The sequence below is a fragment of the Pseudolactococcus reticulitermitis genome (genome assembly GCF_002260845.1).
GTDB lineage: Bacteria > Bacillota > Bacilli > Lactobacillales > Streptococcaceae > Pseudolactococcus > Pseudolactococcus reticulitermitis.
This window is the reverse complement of the sequence record NZ_BEDT01000003.1, coordinates 185,909-200,891: the sequence shown is the minus strand read 5'-3', so window position 1 is coordinate 200,891 and position 14,983 is coordinate 185,909. Positions and strand designations below refer to the sequence as shown.

General features: G+C 43.5%; 8 protein-coding genes. 7 read left to right on the top strand and 1 reads right to left on the bottom strand.

Features of this window, described 5'->3' with window-relative positions; all coding sequences use genetic code 11:
• Positions 1-416 precede the first annotated feature (416 nt).
• The 5 genes from rpoB (at position 417) to RsY01_RS06985 (ending at position 11,490) form a co-directional block, all read left to right on the top strand.
• Positions 417-4,004 carry a DNA-directed RNA polymerase subunit beta gene (rpoB, locus tag RsY01_RS07005; protein WP_094784845.1) on the top strand — a complete coding sequence of 1,196 codons (3,588 nt, stop codon included), beginning with the start codon at positions 417-419 and terminating at the stop codon, positions 4,002-4,004.
• A 149-nt stretch (positions 4,005-4,153) separates the two neighbouring features.
• On the top strand, positions 4,154-7,771 hold the full coding sequence (gene rpoC / locus RsY01_RS07000; protein WP_094784844.1) for a DNA-directed RNA polymerase subunit beta': 3,618 nt from the start codon (positions 4,154-4,156) through the stop codon (positions 7,769-7,771).
• Positions 7,772-7,835: 64 nt separating this feature from the next.
• On the top strand, positions 7,836-8,195 hold the full coding sequence (locus RsY01_RS06995; protein WP_094784843.1) for a hypothetical protein: 360 nt from the start codon (positions 7,836-7,838) through the stop codon (positions 8,193-8,195).
• Positions 8,170-8,448, top strand: coding sequence for a hypothetical protein (locus RsY01_RS06990; protein WP_094784842.1), 279 nt, complete (start codon positions 8,170-8,172; stop codon positions 8,446-8,448). The genes RsY01_RS06995 and RsY01_RS06990 overlap by 26 nt, the downstream gene beginning before the upstream one ends.
• Positions 8,449-9,048: 600 nt before the next feature.
• On the top strand, positions 9,049-11,490 hold the full coding sequence (locus RsY01_RS06985; RefSeq protein ID WP_094784841.1) for a lectin-like domain-containing protein: 2,442 nt from the start codon (positions 9,049-9,051) through the stop codon (positions 11,488-11,490).
• A gap of 57 nt (positions 11,491-11,547) precedes the next feature.
• On the opposite strand, the gene RsY01_RS06980 is transcribed toward RsY01_RS06985, so the two are convergent.
• On the bottom strand, positions 11,548-12,075 hold the full coding sequence (locus RsY01_RS06980) for an SLOG family protein (RefSeq protein ID WP_094784840.1): 528 nt from the start codon (positions 12,073-12,075) through the stop codon (positions 11,548-11,550).
• 266 nt (positions 12,076-12,341) lie between these two features.
• Between RsY01_RS06980 and recU the strand changes: the two genes are divergently transcribed.
• Together recU and RsY01_RS06970 are read left to right on the top strand one after the other, a co-directional pair.
• Positions 12,342-12,941, top strand: a complete 600-nt coding sequence (gene recU / locus RsY01_RS06975) for a Holliday junction resolvase RecU (RefSeq protein ID WP_094784839.1) — start codon at positions 12,342-12,344, stop codon at positions 12,939-12,941.
• Positions 12,925-14,937 (top strand): PBP1A family penicillin-binding protein, encoded by a 2,013-nt coding sequence (locus tag RsY01_RS06970; RefSeq protein ID WP_238594960.1) that lies wholly within the window; start codon positions 12,925-12,927, stop codon positions 14,935-14,937. The genes recU and RsY01_RS06970 overlap by 17 nt, the downstream gene beginning before the upstream one ends.
• The last annotated feature ends 46 nt before the right edge of the window (positions 14,938-14,983 follow it).

The following is a 14,983-nucleotide window of genomic DNA, read 5'->3' as shown; positions in this document are numbered from 1 at the left end:
TTAGTGTTCTTTTTTGAATACTTTTACGAAAATAACTTATGAAACATACAAATTTTAAATTTAAACCATTGATTTTAAGTATTTTTCGGAAAAATCAAATTTACGAAACGGTAGTCGAGATAAAGCCCCCCTTGAAAGCAATACTAAAATATGCTATAATACTCTAAAGAGTTTGTCGGCAAAATGCTAGGAAATATTGTCCCTAGTGCTTTGTGAGCAGCGAGAAGTTGTATTTTCGTTGCTTTTTTTGACGTCTGAAGCAGTGAAAATTGCAAACTGTAACGCAAAAAAAATCTTTCTGAAAATTTCATTTTACAAAAAGAAGCTATGACAAACTAAAAAATGGTCAACTTATTTTCTACGATAAATTGACCGCATTGCACACATCCACTTGAACTAATTTAGAGGAGAAGATCTTGGCAGGACATGACGTAGCATACGGTAAACACCGTACTAGACGCAGCTTTTCGCGAATCAAAGAAGTACTTGATTTGCCGAATCTGATCGAAATTCAAACCGACTCTTATCAACGTTTCTTAGACCAGTCGTTGGCTGATGTATTTAAAGAAATGTTACCAATCGATAACTTCGCAGGTACAAAAGATCTGGAGTTTGTCGGTTATGAAATGAAAGAACCTAAATACACAATCGAGGAAGCGCGTGCACATGACGCCAACTACTCAGCACCATTGTTTGTGACTTTCCGTCTGGTTGACAAAGAATCTGGCGAGTTGAAAACACAAGAAGTATTCTTCGGCGATTTCCCACTCATGACAGAAATGGGGACCTTCATCATCAATGGTGCGGAACGGATCATCGTTTCTCAGTTGGTTCGCTCACCGGGGACTTATTTCCATCCAAAAGTTGATAAAAATGGTTTGGAATCATATGGTCATACAACCATTCCTAACCGTGGTGCTTGGTTTGAGTTAGACACTGATGCCAAAGGTATCGGGTATGTCCGCATCGACCGCACGCGTAAATTACCATTTACGACGATTATGCGTGCCCTCGGTTTCGGCTCTGATGATGACATCTTCGAAATCCTTGGCGATAGCGAATTGACGCGCGCCACAATCGAAAAAGATATTCACAAATATGCTGGCGACACACGGACAGAAGAAGCCCTTAAAGACATCTATGACCGCCTGCGTCCTGGCGAACCTAAAACAGCTGACAGCTCACGTAGCTTACTGACAGCGCGTTTCTTTGACCCACGCCGTTACGACTTTGCACCAGTTGGTCGTTATAAAGTCAACAAAAAATTAGCGCTTAAAAATCGTCTTTTGGGACTCATGCTTGCAGAACCCTTAGTCAGCGGTGAAACTGGCGAAATCTTAGTTGACAAAGACACAGAATTGACACGTGATGTCTTGGATAGTATCGAGACTGAACTTGATAATGGTCTGAACACTGTGACACTTTATCCGTCAGATGATGCGGTCATCACAGAACCTATCGACATCCAAGTTGTTAAAGTTTACTCACCAAAAGATCCAGAAAAAGTCATCAACGTGATTTCAAACGGTCAAATCGCACCAGAAGTCCGTCATTTAACACCTGCTGATATTATCGCCAACGTCAACTACTGGTTGGCACTTAACGAAGGTATCGGTCGTGTGGATGATATTGACCACTTGGGTAACCGTCGGATTCGCTCAGTTGGCGAATTGCTCCAAAACCAAGTCCGTATCGGTTTGAGCCGTATGGAACGTGTCATTCGTGAACGGATGAGTTCAGCTGATGACGAAAATATGACACCCCAATCTTTGATTAACATCCGTCCTGTAACGGCAGCCATCAAAGAATTTTTCGGTAGCTCACAGTTGTCACAGTTCATGGACCAACATAATCCGCTCTCTGAGTTATCTCACAAACGCCGTTTGTCAGCCCTCGGACCTGGTGGTTTGACACGTGACCGTGCCGGCTATGAAGTCCGTGACGTGCATTACACCCACTATGGCCGGATGTGTCCGATTGAAACACCTGAGGGACCAAATATCGGGTTGATCAATAACTTGTCATCATTTGGTAAAATCAATGAATATGGTTTCATCATGTCACCTTACCGTCGGATTGACCGTGCGAATGGTGTCGTCACCAGCGAAATCCATTATTTGACTGCTGATGAAGAAGATAACTATATCGTGGCGCAAGCTAACTCACCATTGACAGCAGATAATCAATTCTCTGGTGACACAGTGATGGCGCGGACACGTGGTAACAATATCGAAGTGGAAGCAGATAAGGCTGACTTCATGGATGTCTCGCCTAAACAGGTAGTCGCAGTCGCAACAGCTTGTATTCCTTTCTTGGAAAACGATGACTCCAACCGTGCCCTCATGGGTGCCAACATGCAACGTCAAGCAGTGCCGTTGATTGATCCGCATGCACCATTTGTCGGAACCGGTATGGAACATCAAGCAGCGCATGATTCAGGTGCTGCCATCCTTGCCAAACATGAAGGAACAGTTGAATTTGTTGACGGTGGCGAAATCCGTATCCGTCGTACAACTGGCGAATTAGACAAATATACAGTCACAAAATACCGTCGTTCAAACTCAGGGACGTCTTACAACCAACGCCCACTTGTTCAAGTTGGCGACAAGGTTGACAAAGATGAAATCATCGGTAACGGGCCTTCTATGGAAGGTGGGGAAATGGCGCTTGGCCAAAACCCACTCGTTGCTTACATGACTTGGGAAGGGTACAACTTCGAGGATGCCGTGATTATGAGTGAACGTCTCGTTAAAGATGACGTTTATACCTCTATTGCGATCGAAGAATATGAATCTGAAACACGCGATACAAAGCTTGGCCCAGAAGAAATCACACGCGAAATTCCAAACGTGGGTGAAGAAGCCATGCGTCATTTGGACGAGTTCGGGATCATCCGGATTGGTGCTGAAGTCAAAGAAGGCGACATTCTCGTTGGTAAAGTGACCCCTAAAGGTGAAACGGATCCAACACCAGAAGAACGCTTGCTCCGTGCGATTTTCGGTGAGAAAGCGCGTGAAGTTCGTGATACCTCACTTCGTGTCCCACATGGTGCCGATGGTATCGTCCATGATGTCAAGATTTTCCGTCGTGAAAATGGCGATGAACTCCAAACTGGTGTCAATACACTGGTTCGTGTCTTCATCGTTCAAAAACGTAAAATTCATGTTGGGGATAAAATGGCCGGTCGTCATGGTAATAAAGGGGTTGTATCCCGCATCTTGCCAGTAGAAGACATGCCTTACTTGCCAGATGGCACACCAGTCGACATCATGTTGAACCCACTGGGTGTCCCATCACGGATGAATATTGGACAAGTTATGGAGCTTCATCTTGGGATGGCAGCTCGCACACTTGGCATCCATATCGCCACACCTGTCTTTGATGGGGCGCGTGACGAAGACATCTGGAATACTGTTAAAGAAGCAGGTATGGCAGATGATGCTAAGACTGTCCTCTATGATGGTCGGACAGGTGAAGCCTTTGATAACCGTGTATCAGTTGGTGTCATGTACATGATCAAACTTCACCACATGGTTGACGATAAACTCCATGCCCGTTCAGTCGGACCGTACTCACTCGTTACCCAACAACCACTCGGTGGTAAAGCACAGTTTGGTGGTCAACGTTTTGGGGAAATGGAAGTTTGGGCACTGGAAGCCTATGGTGCTGCCAATATTCTGCAAGAAATCCTGACTTATAAATCTGATGACGTTGTTGGTCGTACCAAAGCCTATGAAGCAATTGTCAAAGGCGAAAAAATTCCTGCACCAGGTCTGCCTGAGTCATTCCGCGTCTTGGTAAAAGAACTCCAATCACTCGGTTTAGATATGAAAGTCTTGGACGTTGATGATCATGTCCTCGAACTTCGGGAACTGGACGATGATACAGAGCCACACCACAATGACAAAGTCGAAGTGACTGTGGAAATGTTGGAGGCGCAAGAGGCAGTAGTTGCTGCGGCAGTTGAGGCGGAAGAATTAGAGATTGAAGAATCAGGCCAATAAGCTTGCCGTGCCAATACGTTTAATCTTGGTGTCAGAACAGGAAATCGAAAACAAAAGATTGACGTCAGAATGGAAGCAATTTTGACGTCAATCTTGCCGAGTTTATCTTTAATCCTGATTAAAGATAAACTCAATTTACAGGAGAAAAAATGGTCGATGTAAATAAATTTGAGAGCATGCAAATTGGGATTGCCTCTCCTCAAAAAATCCGTTTTTGGTCTTTTGGTGAAGTCAAAAAACCAGAAACAATCAACTATCGTACACAAAAACCAGAACGCGAAGGTCTCTTTGATGAACGTATTTTCGGCCCATCAAAAGACTGGGAATGTAGCTGTGGTAAGCTCAAAGGCGTTTTCTATAAAAACCAAGTCTGTGAAATTTGTGGCGTCCAAGTCACACGTGCCAAAGTTCGCCGTGAACGCATGGGGCATATCGAACTCGCAGCGCCAACCTCACACATCTGGTACTTCAAAGGAATTCCATCACGGATGGGCTTAGCCTTAGACATGAGTCCTCGCTCCCTCGAAGAAATCATCTATTTTGCAAGCTATGTGGTCATTGACCCCAAAGATACGGCACTTGAGAAAAAACAATTATTGACGGAGCGCGAATATCGCGAACAAATGCTCAAAAATGGTTTTGGGTCATTTGTGGCGAAAATGGGGGCTGAGGCCATCCAAGATTTGCTGAAAAATGTTAATTTGGATGTTGAAATCTCAGCCCTTAAAGAAGAGTTGCAAACTGCAACTGGTCAAAAACGTGTCAAAGCCATCCGTCGCTTGGATGTCTTGGATGCTTTCAACAAATCAAACAACAAATTAGAGTGGATGGTACTTAATGTTTTACCAGTCATCCCACCTGATTTGCGGCCAATGGTGCAACTTGACGGTGGTCGATTTGCGACTTCTGACTTGAATGACTTGTACCGTCGTGTCATCAACCGAAACAACCGTTTGAAACGTTTGATGGAATTAAACGCACCCAATATCATCGTTCAAAACGAAAAACGGATGTTGCAAGAAGCTGTAGATGCGCTTGTCGATAATGGTCGTCGTGGTCGTCCGATTACTGGTCCAGGTAACCGGCCACTTAAATCTCTCAGCCATATGCTGAAAGGGAAACAAGGCCGTTTCCGTCAAAACTTGCTCGGTAAACGTGTCGACTACTCTGGTCGTTCGGTTATCGTCGTGGGACCAACCCTTAAAATGTACCAATGTGGTGTGCCACGTGAAATGGCGATTGAGCTCTTCAAACCATTCGTTATGAGTGAAGTTGTCAAACGTGACATGGCACCGAATATCCGTGCTGCCAAACGTAAGGTTGAACGTCAAGATCCAGATGTTTGGGATGTCCTTGAAGATGTGATTAAAGAACACCCAGTGTTGCTTAACCGCGCACCGACCCTTCACCGTCTCGGTATCCAAGCTTTTGAACCCGTCTTGATCGATGGTCGTGCTATTCGTCTTCACCCACTTGTGTGTGAGGCCTACAATGCCGATTTCGATGGTGACCAAATGGCGATTCACTTGCCACTTTCTGAAGAAGCCCAAGCAGAAGCGCGTATCTTGATGCTAGCTGCTGAGCACATTCTGAACCCGAAAGATGGTAAACCAGTTGTCACACCGTCACAGGATATGGTCTTGGGTAACTACTACATCACCATGGAAGAAGCAGGTCGCGAAGGTGAAGGCATGGTCTTTGCTGACGCTAATGAAGCTGAATTGGCTTGGCGCAATGGTTACGTTCACCTGCACACACGTGTCGGGATTGCAACGAAATCACTCAACAAACCTTGGACGGCAGACCAAAAAGATAAGGTTATGGCAACGACTGTTGGTAAAATCTTGTTCAATGCGATTATGCCAGAAGAGTTCCCTTATCTGAATGAACCCACGCAAGAAAACTTGACCTCACAAACAGACGACCGTTTCTTCATGGCGCCTGGTGACAATGTTGCAGAATTTATCCAAAAGCTTGACTTGGTGCCACCATTCAAGAAAAAACATTTGGGTAACATCATCGCAGAAGTCTTCAAACGCTTCCGCACGACTTTGACATCTGAAATGCTTGACCGTCTCAAAGACCTCGGTTACCACCATTCAACTAAGGCTGGTTTGACTGTAGGGATCGCAGATATTCCTGTCGTTGCAGATAAAAACTTAATTATCGAAGAAGCCCATGATAAAGTAGCGCAAATCACCAAGAAATTCCGTCGTGGTGCTATGACGGATGATGAACGTTATACCATGGTAACAGACGTTTGGCGTGGTGCCAAAGAAGAACTTGAACGTCGCCTGATTGATGCCCAAGATATGTCGAATCCAATCGTCATGATGATGGACTCAGGTGCCCGTGGTAATATTTCCAACTTCTCACAGCTCGCGGGTATGCGTGGCTTGATGGCAGCGCCAAATGGTAAAATCATGGAGCTCCCAATCATCTCCAACTTCCGTGAAGGCTTGTCCGTTTTGGAAATGTTCTTCTCGACCCATGGTGCCCGTAAAGGGATGACTGATACGGCCCTTAAAACAGCCGATTCTGGTTACTTGACACGTCGTCTCGTTGACGTGGCCCAAGATGTGATTATCCGTGAAGATGACTGTGGTTCTGACCGTGGTCTTGTGATTAGCGATATTGCGACTGGTAAGGAAATGGTTGAACCATTAGCCGAACGTCTCAATGGTCGTTACACACGTAAAACGGTTGTTCATCCTGAAACAGGTGAACAACTCATCGGTGAAGATGAGCTGATTACAGAAGCCATTGCAGCGCAAATCGTTGCAGCTGGCATCAAAGAAGTAACAATCCGTTCAGTCTTTACATGTAAAACACGTCATGGTGTCTGCAAACATTGTTATGGTGTCAACTTGGCAACTGGTGATGCAGTTGAAGTGGGTGAAGCAGTCGGCACAATCGCTGCCCAATCCATCGGTGAGCCAGGTACACAGTTGACCATGCGGACCTTCCACACGGGTGGTGTGGCGTCATCTGAAGATATCACCCAAGGTCTCCCTCGTATCCAAGAAATCTTTGAAGCCCGTAACCCTAAAGGGGAAGCGGTCATCACTGAAGTAACAGGCGAAGTCATCGAAATCACTGAAGAAGCTGCGACACGTAAGAAAGAAGTAACGGTCAAAGGCGAAACGGATACACGGACATACGAAGTGCCATTTACAGCGCGTATGCATGTTGAAGTTGGCGATTTCATTCACCGTGGGACACCGTTGACTGAGGGGTCTATTCAGCCTAAACACTTGCTTCAAGTTCGCGATACACTTTCAGTTGAAACCTACTTGCTTGCCGAAGTGCAAAAAGTCTATAGAAGCCAAGGGGTTGAAATTGGCGACAAGCACGTTGAGGTCATGGTCCGTCAAATGCTCCGTAAAGTCCGCGTCATGGATGCTGGTGATACAGATCTCTTGCCGGGTACCCTTATGGACATCGCTGATTTCGAGCAAGCCAACCAACAAATTCTCTTTGATGGTGGCGTGCCTGCGACATCTCGTCCAGTCCTCATGGGGATCACTAAAGCTTCGCTTGAAACCAACTCATTCTTGTCTGCTGCATCTTTCCAAGAAACAACGCGTGTCTTGACTGATGCTGCCATTCGTGGCAAGAAAGATCCATTGCTTGGCCTTAAGGAAAATGTTATCATCGGTAAAATCATCCCAGCTGGTACTGGTATGGCACGTTACCGTAACCTTGAACCATTAGCAAAAGTTGCTGAAACTGAAACACCAGAAGTTGTGGCAGAAGTCACTGAATAAGCGTTAAAAATACAAAAATCACAGGAGAGCCTTGTTCAAACGTAGGCTCCTGTGATTTTTTGCTTTGCTGTCAATCATCAAAACAGAAGAGAATGGAGAGGATGTCGCATTTCCAATCCAGAATGTCCACACGGACTTAACGCTTGTCGCCAAATTCAGCAATGACTATACCATCAGCTTTGCGCAGGATGTTGCGGGTCAACGTACCGTGCTCCATACCGAGAAAGTGACCGTGGGAGAGGTAATTCCGGAGCCTCCTGTCACAGTTCAGAATAATTTGGAATTACCAAACGGTGAACACTTTACGTATAAAATTACTGCCATGATTACAGATCAAGCCCAAACTTTCAAGGCTGCTGAAAAACTAACATATTTAATGTTTTTTCAAAAATGGAAGTGTGTGGTTAAGCGATTTATATTTTGAAAATTTACGAGAAATTGAGTTTTTCAGCAGCCTCCAAACCTTCAGCTTTGTCTATAAACCGACTAATCCTGGGCAAGCAGGCCAACAGTTGCCAACAACTGGTCAAACATTACCAACGACAGGTCAACAGTTGCCTAGAACAGGTGACTGTCAAAATGTGTTCCATCTCATCCTTGGTTTCCTCTTAGTCGCCTTGGTCAGCTTTCTGTCATGGGTCAAACTTGGTAAGAAATTTGGGAAAGAAATGAAATAGCAGATGAAACAGTCTATTTGAGCCCTTAAATCGCCCTCCCAAAAACAGGCTTTCTTGCTGAAAAGGCTGTTTTTTTGATACACATCTATTACAGGAGCAGTAAAAAATTGTTACAGGAGCAGTAAAAGATTGTTACAGTAGCAGTAAAAAAATATTGCACGAGCAGTAAAAAATTGTTGCAGGAGCAGTAACAAAAAATTGCACGAGCAGTAAAAAATTGTTGTAGGAGCAGTAACAAAAAATTGCACGAGCAGTAACAGAAAATTGTATGAGCAGTAGCAAAAAAATGTTGTTACACCGTGTGTCAGTCAGCTCATCTGTCAATTAGTTGCGCTGAAATCGCCTTATTTTGACTTTTGTTTTGTCTTTTATCGCATAAAATAGCAGGGACTATTCTTGGGATAATTGGTTTTCAATGGCTAGAAAAGGTGTTTCATAAAAATTTAATAACATATAAAAAGCGAAATAAAAAAAGGCTTTTTATTAGATATATCTGTGAGGAAGGAGTACAATAGGTGGTGGATATAGGGGTTGATACCACAAGGCTTCATAGTTGAAAAATCGTGGAAAAATCGAACCTAAAGTAGATGGAGGCAGAGGATGACACAAAAAGAAAAGAAAAAGTTACTAAGAGAACATAAACTTTTAGTACAAGCTGGGGCTTTTTTTGCAATTGTTGCAGGCACACTCAGGGCAGGTTTTATTGATGAAAATGACTGTCAGGCGAAGGAAACAAACGATGCCCCAGACAAGGTAGTTTCCGAGGTGAACCAATTCACTTGTACCATTAAAAACTTTGATAACGTCAATGCGGATGACATTAGAACGACTGAAAAAGCTGTCGCATCCAGCACAACAGCTGAAAATCTTGCTTATGCAGATGAAGTAACCCCAGAAACAGCCTCAGCGCAAACCGGAAATGCTCAAACAGCAGCTGCGACAACACCTGATGGCGTGACAAATGTCAAAAAAGTATCAAGTGACAATCACAATGAAACCAATTTAACTTATGCGCAAGCAGAACAACTTGCACAAGCAAACGGCGCAGCCGTCACTAGCGATGTGACAGGTTCTCAAACAGGTGCTATCGCTAATAAAACACCAGACCAAGTTAAAAATGCTGTATCAGATTTTGACGGTGTGACAACAGATGTCAACGGCAATGTCACAAGTGGCACCTATACATCTGCGGACAAATCAAAGACAGCCATTGTTGGTGATGTGACGACAACGACTGGTACGCCTGTTCAAAAATCAACTGAACAAGGCAATACTTTACCAACTTACGACGCGACCACTGGCAAAACAGCGGATGGTCAAACGCTTGTTTCAAATGTCGTCACAACGCCAAAAGATGGGGAAAAAACATCGCATGCCACAATAAAAGGTGATGTTGCGCCAAATACTGTTTATGACGAAAATGGCAATTCAGTCCAACTAGAAGCTGTCAAAGTGGGTCAAACTTACTATACGGATGCCCAACAAACGAAAAAAATCATCTTCACGAAAAATAAACAAGGCAAAATTGTAGACGAAACAAAAGGCTTTAGGATCCCTGACAATATCAATGATACTGTGACAGGTCAAAAAATCGGCAACAATGCGACGCTTGATCATGTCAATAATGTTATTCAGCTGACACCAGATAAAAACGACCAAGCGGGCACTGCGATTTTAGGCAGTGATAAAGGCATTGACTTATCACAAGATTTTGATTTGAATGCCAGTGTCAATCTGGGTAGCCACAGTGTCGAAAAAAGCGGCGGCGGTGCGACCAAATGGATCAAAGAAAAAGATGGCAAATGGGTGCAAGTCCATACCGGCTCTGAAAAAGGTGGCGACGGCATTTCTTTTGGTTTCAATCCAATCGGTAATGCGGATGTTGGACATTGGGGTAATTCCTTTGGTTTAGGCTATCTCAATCACTCCTTTGGCTTTAAACTGGATACTTACTACAACAACATCAAAGATGTTCAGGCAGATAATGCCAGTCAATATAACAATAAAAAACTTGCTGAAGCTCACGGTGCTTTACCATATAATGCCGACCCACTTCAAACCAAGGCAGATGGGACACCTCAAGATAACATGAACGGTCGCAGCTTCGGCGCCTTTATTTACACCGATGCGCATGGGACAGTCCATACCTATGGGGATACTTATGATGGCATCGGTGGCAATCCTTACTTTATTGATGACCCAAGTCAAGGTCAAAATAAAGGGATTGGACAAATGGACATTAATACCATTAATGGCGATGTAAATAAAGAAAGTCAACTTGCCGATGTCATCAGTGGTGATAATGGTCAAACAACACCATGGCAAACGATTCAAATCCATTATGACGCTGCAAGCCAAACTATGACCATTAGCTACCAAGGACATACCTGGACACAAAATATTTCAGAATGGCTCAAAGAAGCTGGAACCAATGTGAAATTTATGGTATCAGGTTCAACAGGCTATGCGTCTAATTTGCAACAAGTAAAAATCAATTCCTTGGTTTACACCTCAAGTCCTGAACAAGCATGGGAAGAAATCACAAAATCAGTCGTGACAACTTGGAAAGAAACACCAGTTGTTCATCAACAAAGTTTACAACTGAACACCAACACATACCAAGTTAACTGGCAAGAAGAAGCCTTTACTGACATTCCAGAACCACCGGTTACCCCTGAAACACCCAATACGCCTAACACACCGAACACGCCAGAAACACCAAATGTCCCTAACACACCCAATACACCAGAAACACCAAATGTTCCGAACACACCCAATACACCAGAAACACCAAATGTTCCGAACACACCTAATACGCCAAAAACACCTAAAACTGTTGTACATCCCTTAGCACATAAAAATAATCAAAGTGACAAACAGACAGCAGGTATCGTGGATGACAAGATTTTACTCCCTGTTACAGGCGAAAGTAAAGAACAAGCTATCAAAACGACAGGTGTTATTTTGACAGCAGTTGTTGCTGCACTTGGTGTCCTAACATTTTGGAAAAAAAGAAAAAAAGATGTGAGTAATGTCAAATAAAACATCACTAAGAAAAAGCCTGACACACCCATCTGAGATGTGTCAGGCTTTTTAATGTTAGTCTTGATTCATTTCATCTGCCATATCTTGCAAAGCATCAAACCGCAACATGCGGACTGGAAAATTGTCAGTCTGCTGTAACTGGGCGACTAAATATTTTAATTTAGTCTCATTCTCTTCATCGTAAAAGACAAAAGCGCCATCCGCATTGCTGATTAAGAAGTGATGATACTCGCGAAATTGACCTGCATTTTGATAGGCATCATAGGCGTATTGGATAAAGTCAACCTGCTTAAACAGCGCAAGTTTTGCCTGATTGGCCTCATTCCAATTCTGACCATGTGTTTTAAACGGGAAAATCGTCGCAAATTTAAAGTGATAATCGGCTTTCATCTCACTCGCAACTTCAAGTACCCAGTATTCAAAGCCTAGGTTACCACTAAAGATTAGCCATTCTAGACCATCAGCTGCAAAAGCTTCCAGATTTTTGCGAATGGCTCTCTTAATGACGGTTAATTTCAGATCTTTTTCGTCAAAAATGCCTAAATCAAAGGCACTGTAGCCGACAATGAGGAGTGTTTTCATATTTTCTATCTATCCATTTCTAAATCGTCCTATGATTGATTATACCGCAATAGCCTGTTTTTTTGGAGGCAAGCCGTCTTTCGCCACGTTTTATTTAGTTTAAGTCGGAAAAACAGGCCTATAAATGCCACTTTTACCGCATTATACAGCAAGATGCTTGTATATTCTACTATAATACTGTAAACTAATTATAACTGTATTTTATTAAAAGTGGGTAAGAAAAGGTACTTTTGATAAAATAATCTAAAGTATGAGAGAGGAACATCATGGTTAAATATCCAGGTGGTGTTGCGGTTGCACGAAAACAGCAAATCAAACAGCCCAAGACGGTTAGATTTGGCAAACGTGGGATGAATTTTGAAGCTGAGATTAATGCCACGAATGATTATTATTTAACGCATGGGCTGGCAGTCATCCATAAGAAGCCGACACCGATTCAGATTGTCAAAGTTGATTACCCGCAACGGAGCCGGGCTAAAATTACAGAAGCCTATTTCCGTCAAGCGTCAACAACTGATTACTCGGGTGTTTACCAAGGTCACTATCTTGACTTTGAAGCAAAAGAGACGCAGAATAAAACAAGCTTCCCACTGAAAAACTTTCACGAGCATCAAATCGTGCACATGGAAAATGTTTTAAGTCAAAACGGCATTGCCTTTGTTTTGCTTCATTTTTCGACGCTTTCAAGGACTTTTTTGCTCAAGGCAAGCGATCTGATACCATTTTTTAAAGAAAAAGCCGGTCAAAAATCAATCGCACTAGCATTCATTGAAACAAAAGGCTATGAACTGCCGACCAATCAATTACCCAGCATCCCTTATCTCGACTGTATTCAAAAAATTTTAGGAGGTGATTCACATTTCTAATCCACGACAAAGTAAGCGGAAAATCAATCTTCGTGTCATCAGAGTTATTAAATGGTGTCTCATCACAGTTTTTATGCTCATTATTCTCGGTTTTGCCGCTGGTGTTGGCGTATTTGTTTATTATGCCAAAGATGCGCCAAAATTGGAGGAATCTAAGTTACAATCGAAGCCCTCCTCAGTCATTTATGACAAAGAAGGGCAAATCTTAGTTGACCTGGGCATTGAGAAGCGAGAATTAGCCGATACGAAAGATATTCCTTTGGAATTGGTTGATGCGATTACTTCGATTGAGGATCACCGTTTCTTCCAGCACCGTGGGGTTGATCCGGTTCGGATTATTTCGTCGGTTATCCATAACACGCAAAATGATAGCATGCAGGGCGGCTCGACCCTGACCCAGCAGCTGATTAAGCTCTCTTTCTTCTCGACCAAGGCGAAAGATGCGACGATTAAACGTAAAGCGCAGGAAGCTTGGATGGCGGTCAATCTTGAGCGCCAGAACACCAAAGAAGAAATCATTACCTACTATATTAACAAAACCTATTTGGGCAATGGTTACTATGGAATGTTGACAGCGGCTAAAAGTTATTTTGGTAAAGACCTCAAGTCTCTGGATTTGGCACAGATTGCTCTCCTTGCAGGGATGCCACAGGCGCCTAATTCCTACGATCCGTATGCCCATCCGAAAGCAGCAAAAGAACGTCGCGATATGGTACTACGTGCCATGTATCGCTACCAAAAGATTTCTAAGAAGCAGATGGTACAAGCCCTCGCAGAACCGATTAACGATGGCTTGCAAGCACCACCAAGCACCAAAGCAGTGCCAAGCTATCTTGATAACTATATCAAGCAAGTGATCATAGAAGTCGAAAATAAAACAGGTCTTGATGTCAATAAAGCCGGTCTTAAAATCTATACACCATTAGACAATGCGGCGCAACAAAGACTTTGGGATATCTTTAATACAGACCAATACGTGGCTTTCCCAGATGATTTGTTCCAAGTGGCCTCAACCATCGTTGATGTCAATTCTGGCGCGGTTATTGCCCAGCTCGGCGGTCGTAAACTGCCAACAGATGTCACGTTTGGGCTCAACCAAGCCGTTCAGACCAACCGAGATTGGGGTTCAACCATGAAACCACCGACAGATTATGCGCCTGCTTTTGAATATGGCGTTTATAAATCAACGGGTGATATCATTGGCGATACGTGGTATGTTTACCCCGACGGTGGCAATACACCGGTCTATGACTGGGACAGACAGTATCAAGGTAATATTACTGTGCGTAAGGCGGTCTGGGGGTCGAGAAATATCCCAGCGGTTAAAACTCTAGCGGCTGTTGGTCTGGATAAGTCTCAAGCCTTCCTAGAGGGTCTGGGCATTGATTATCCGAATATGCAATATTCAAATGCGATTTCAAGTTATAATAATGGTGACGGCAATCAATGGGGCGCAAGCTCTGAGAAGATGGCGGCTGCTTATGCTGCCTTTAGTGCTGGTGGCATTTATACTAAACCTTACTATGTTAATAAAATCGTTGATGCAGAAGGTAAGGAAACGCTTATGAAACCTGAGCGGACACGGGCGATGAAAGCATCGACAGCCTATGTAATCACTGATATCCTCAAAGGCGTGATTACCAATGGGACAATGACGAATGGTGTCATTCCAGGGCTTAATCAAGCCGGTAAAACAGGAACATCAAACTATGATGATAACTTATATGATCAGGCTTTGGCTAACATTGATGGTCCTTATGATGGCAGTTCACTCGCGCCAGATGAAAATTTCGTCGGCTATACACCGAAGTATTCGATGGCAGTCTGGTCAGGTTATGATAATCGGATGACACCAGTCTGGGGGGCTAAACTCTATCTAGCCCTTGATGTCTACCGTGAAATGATGACCTATTTGGCGTCAACGACAGACAATCCAGATTGGCCCATGCCAGACGGCGTCCAAAAAGTCGGTAATGAATTAACGATTACCAACTAAAGGATGGAAATATCTCCCAAATTATCTTGACAAAACCTATCATTCT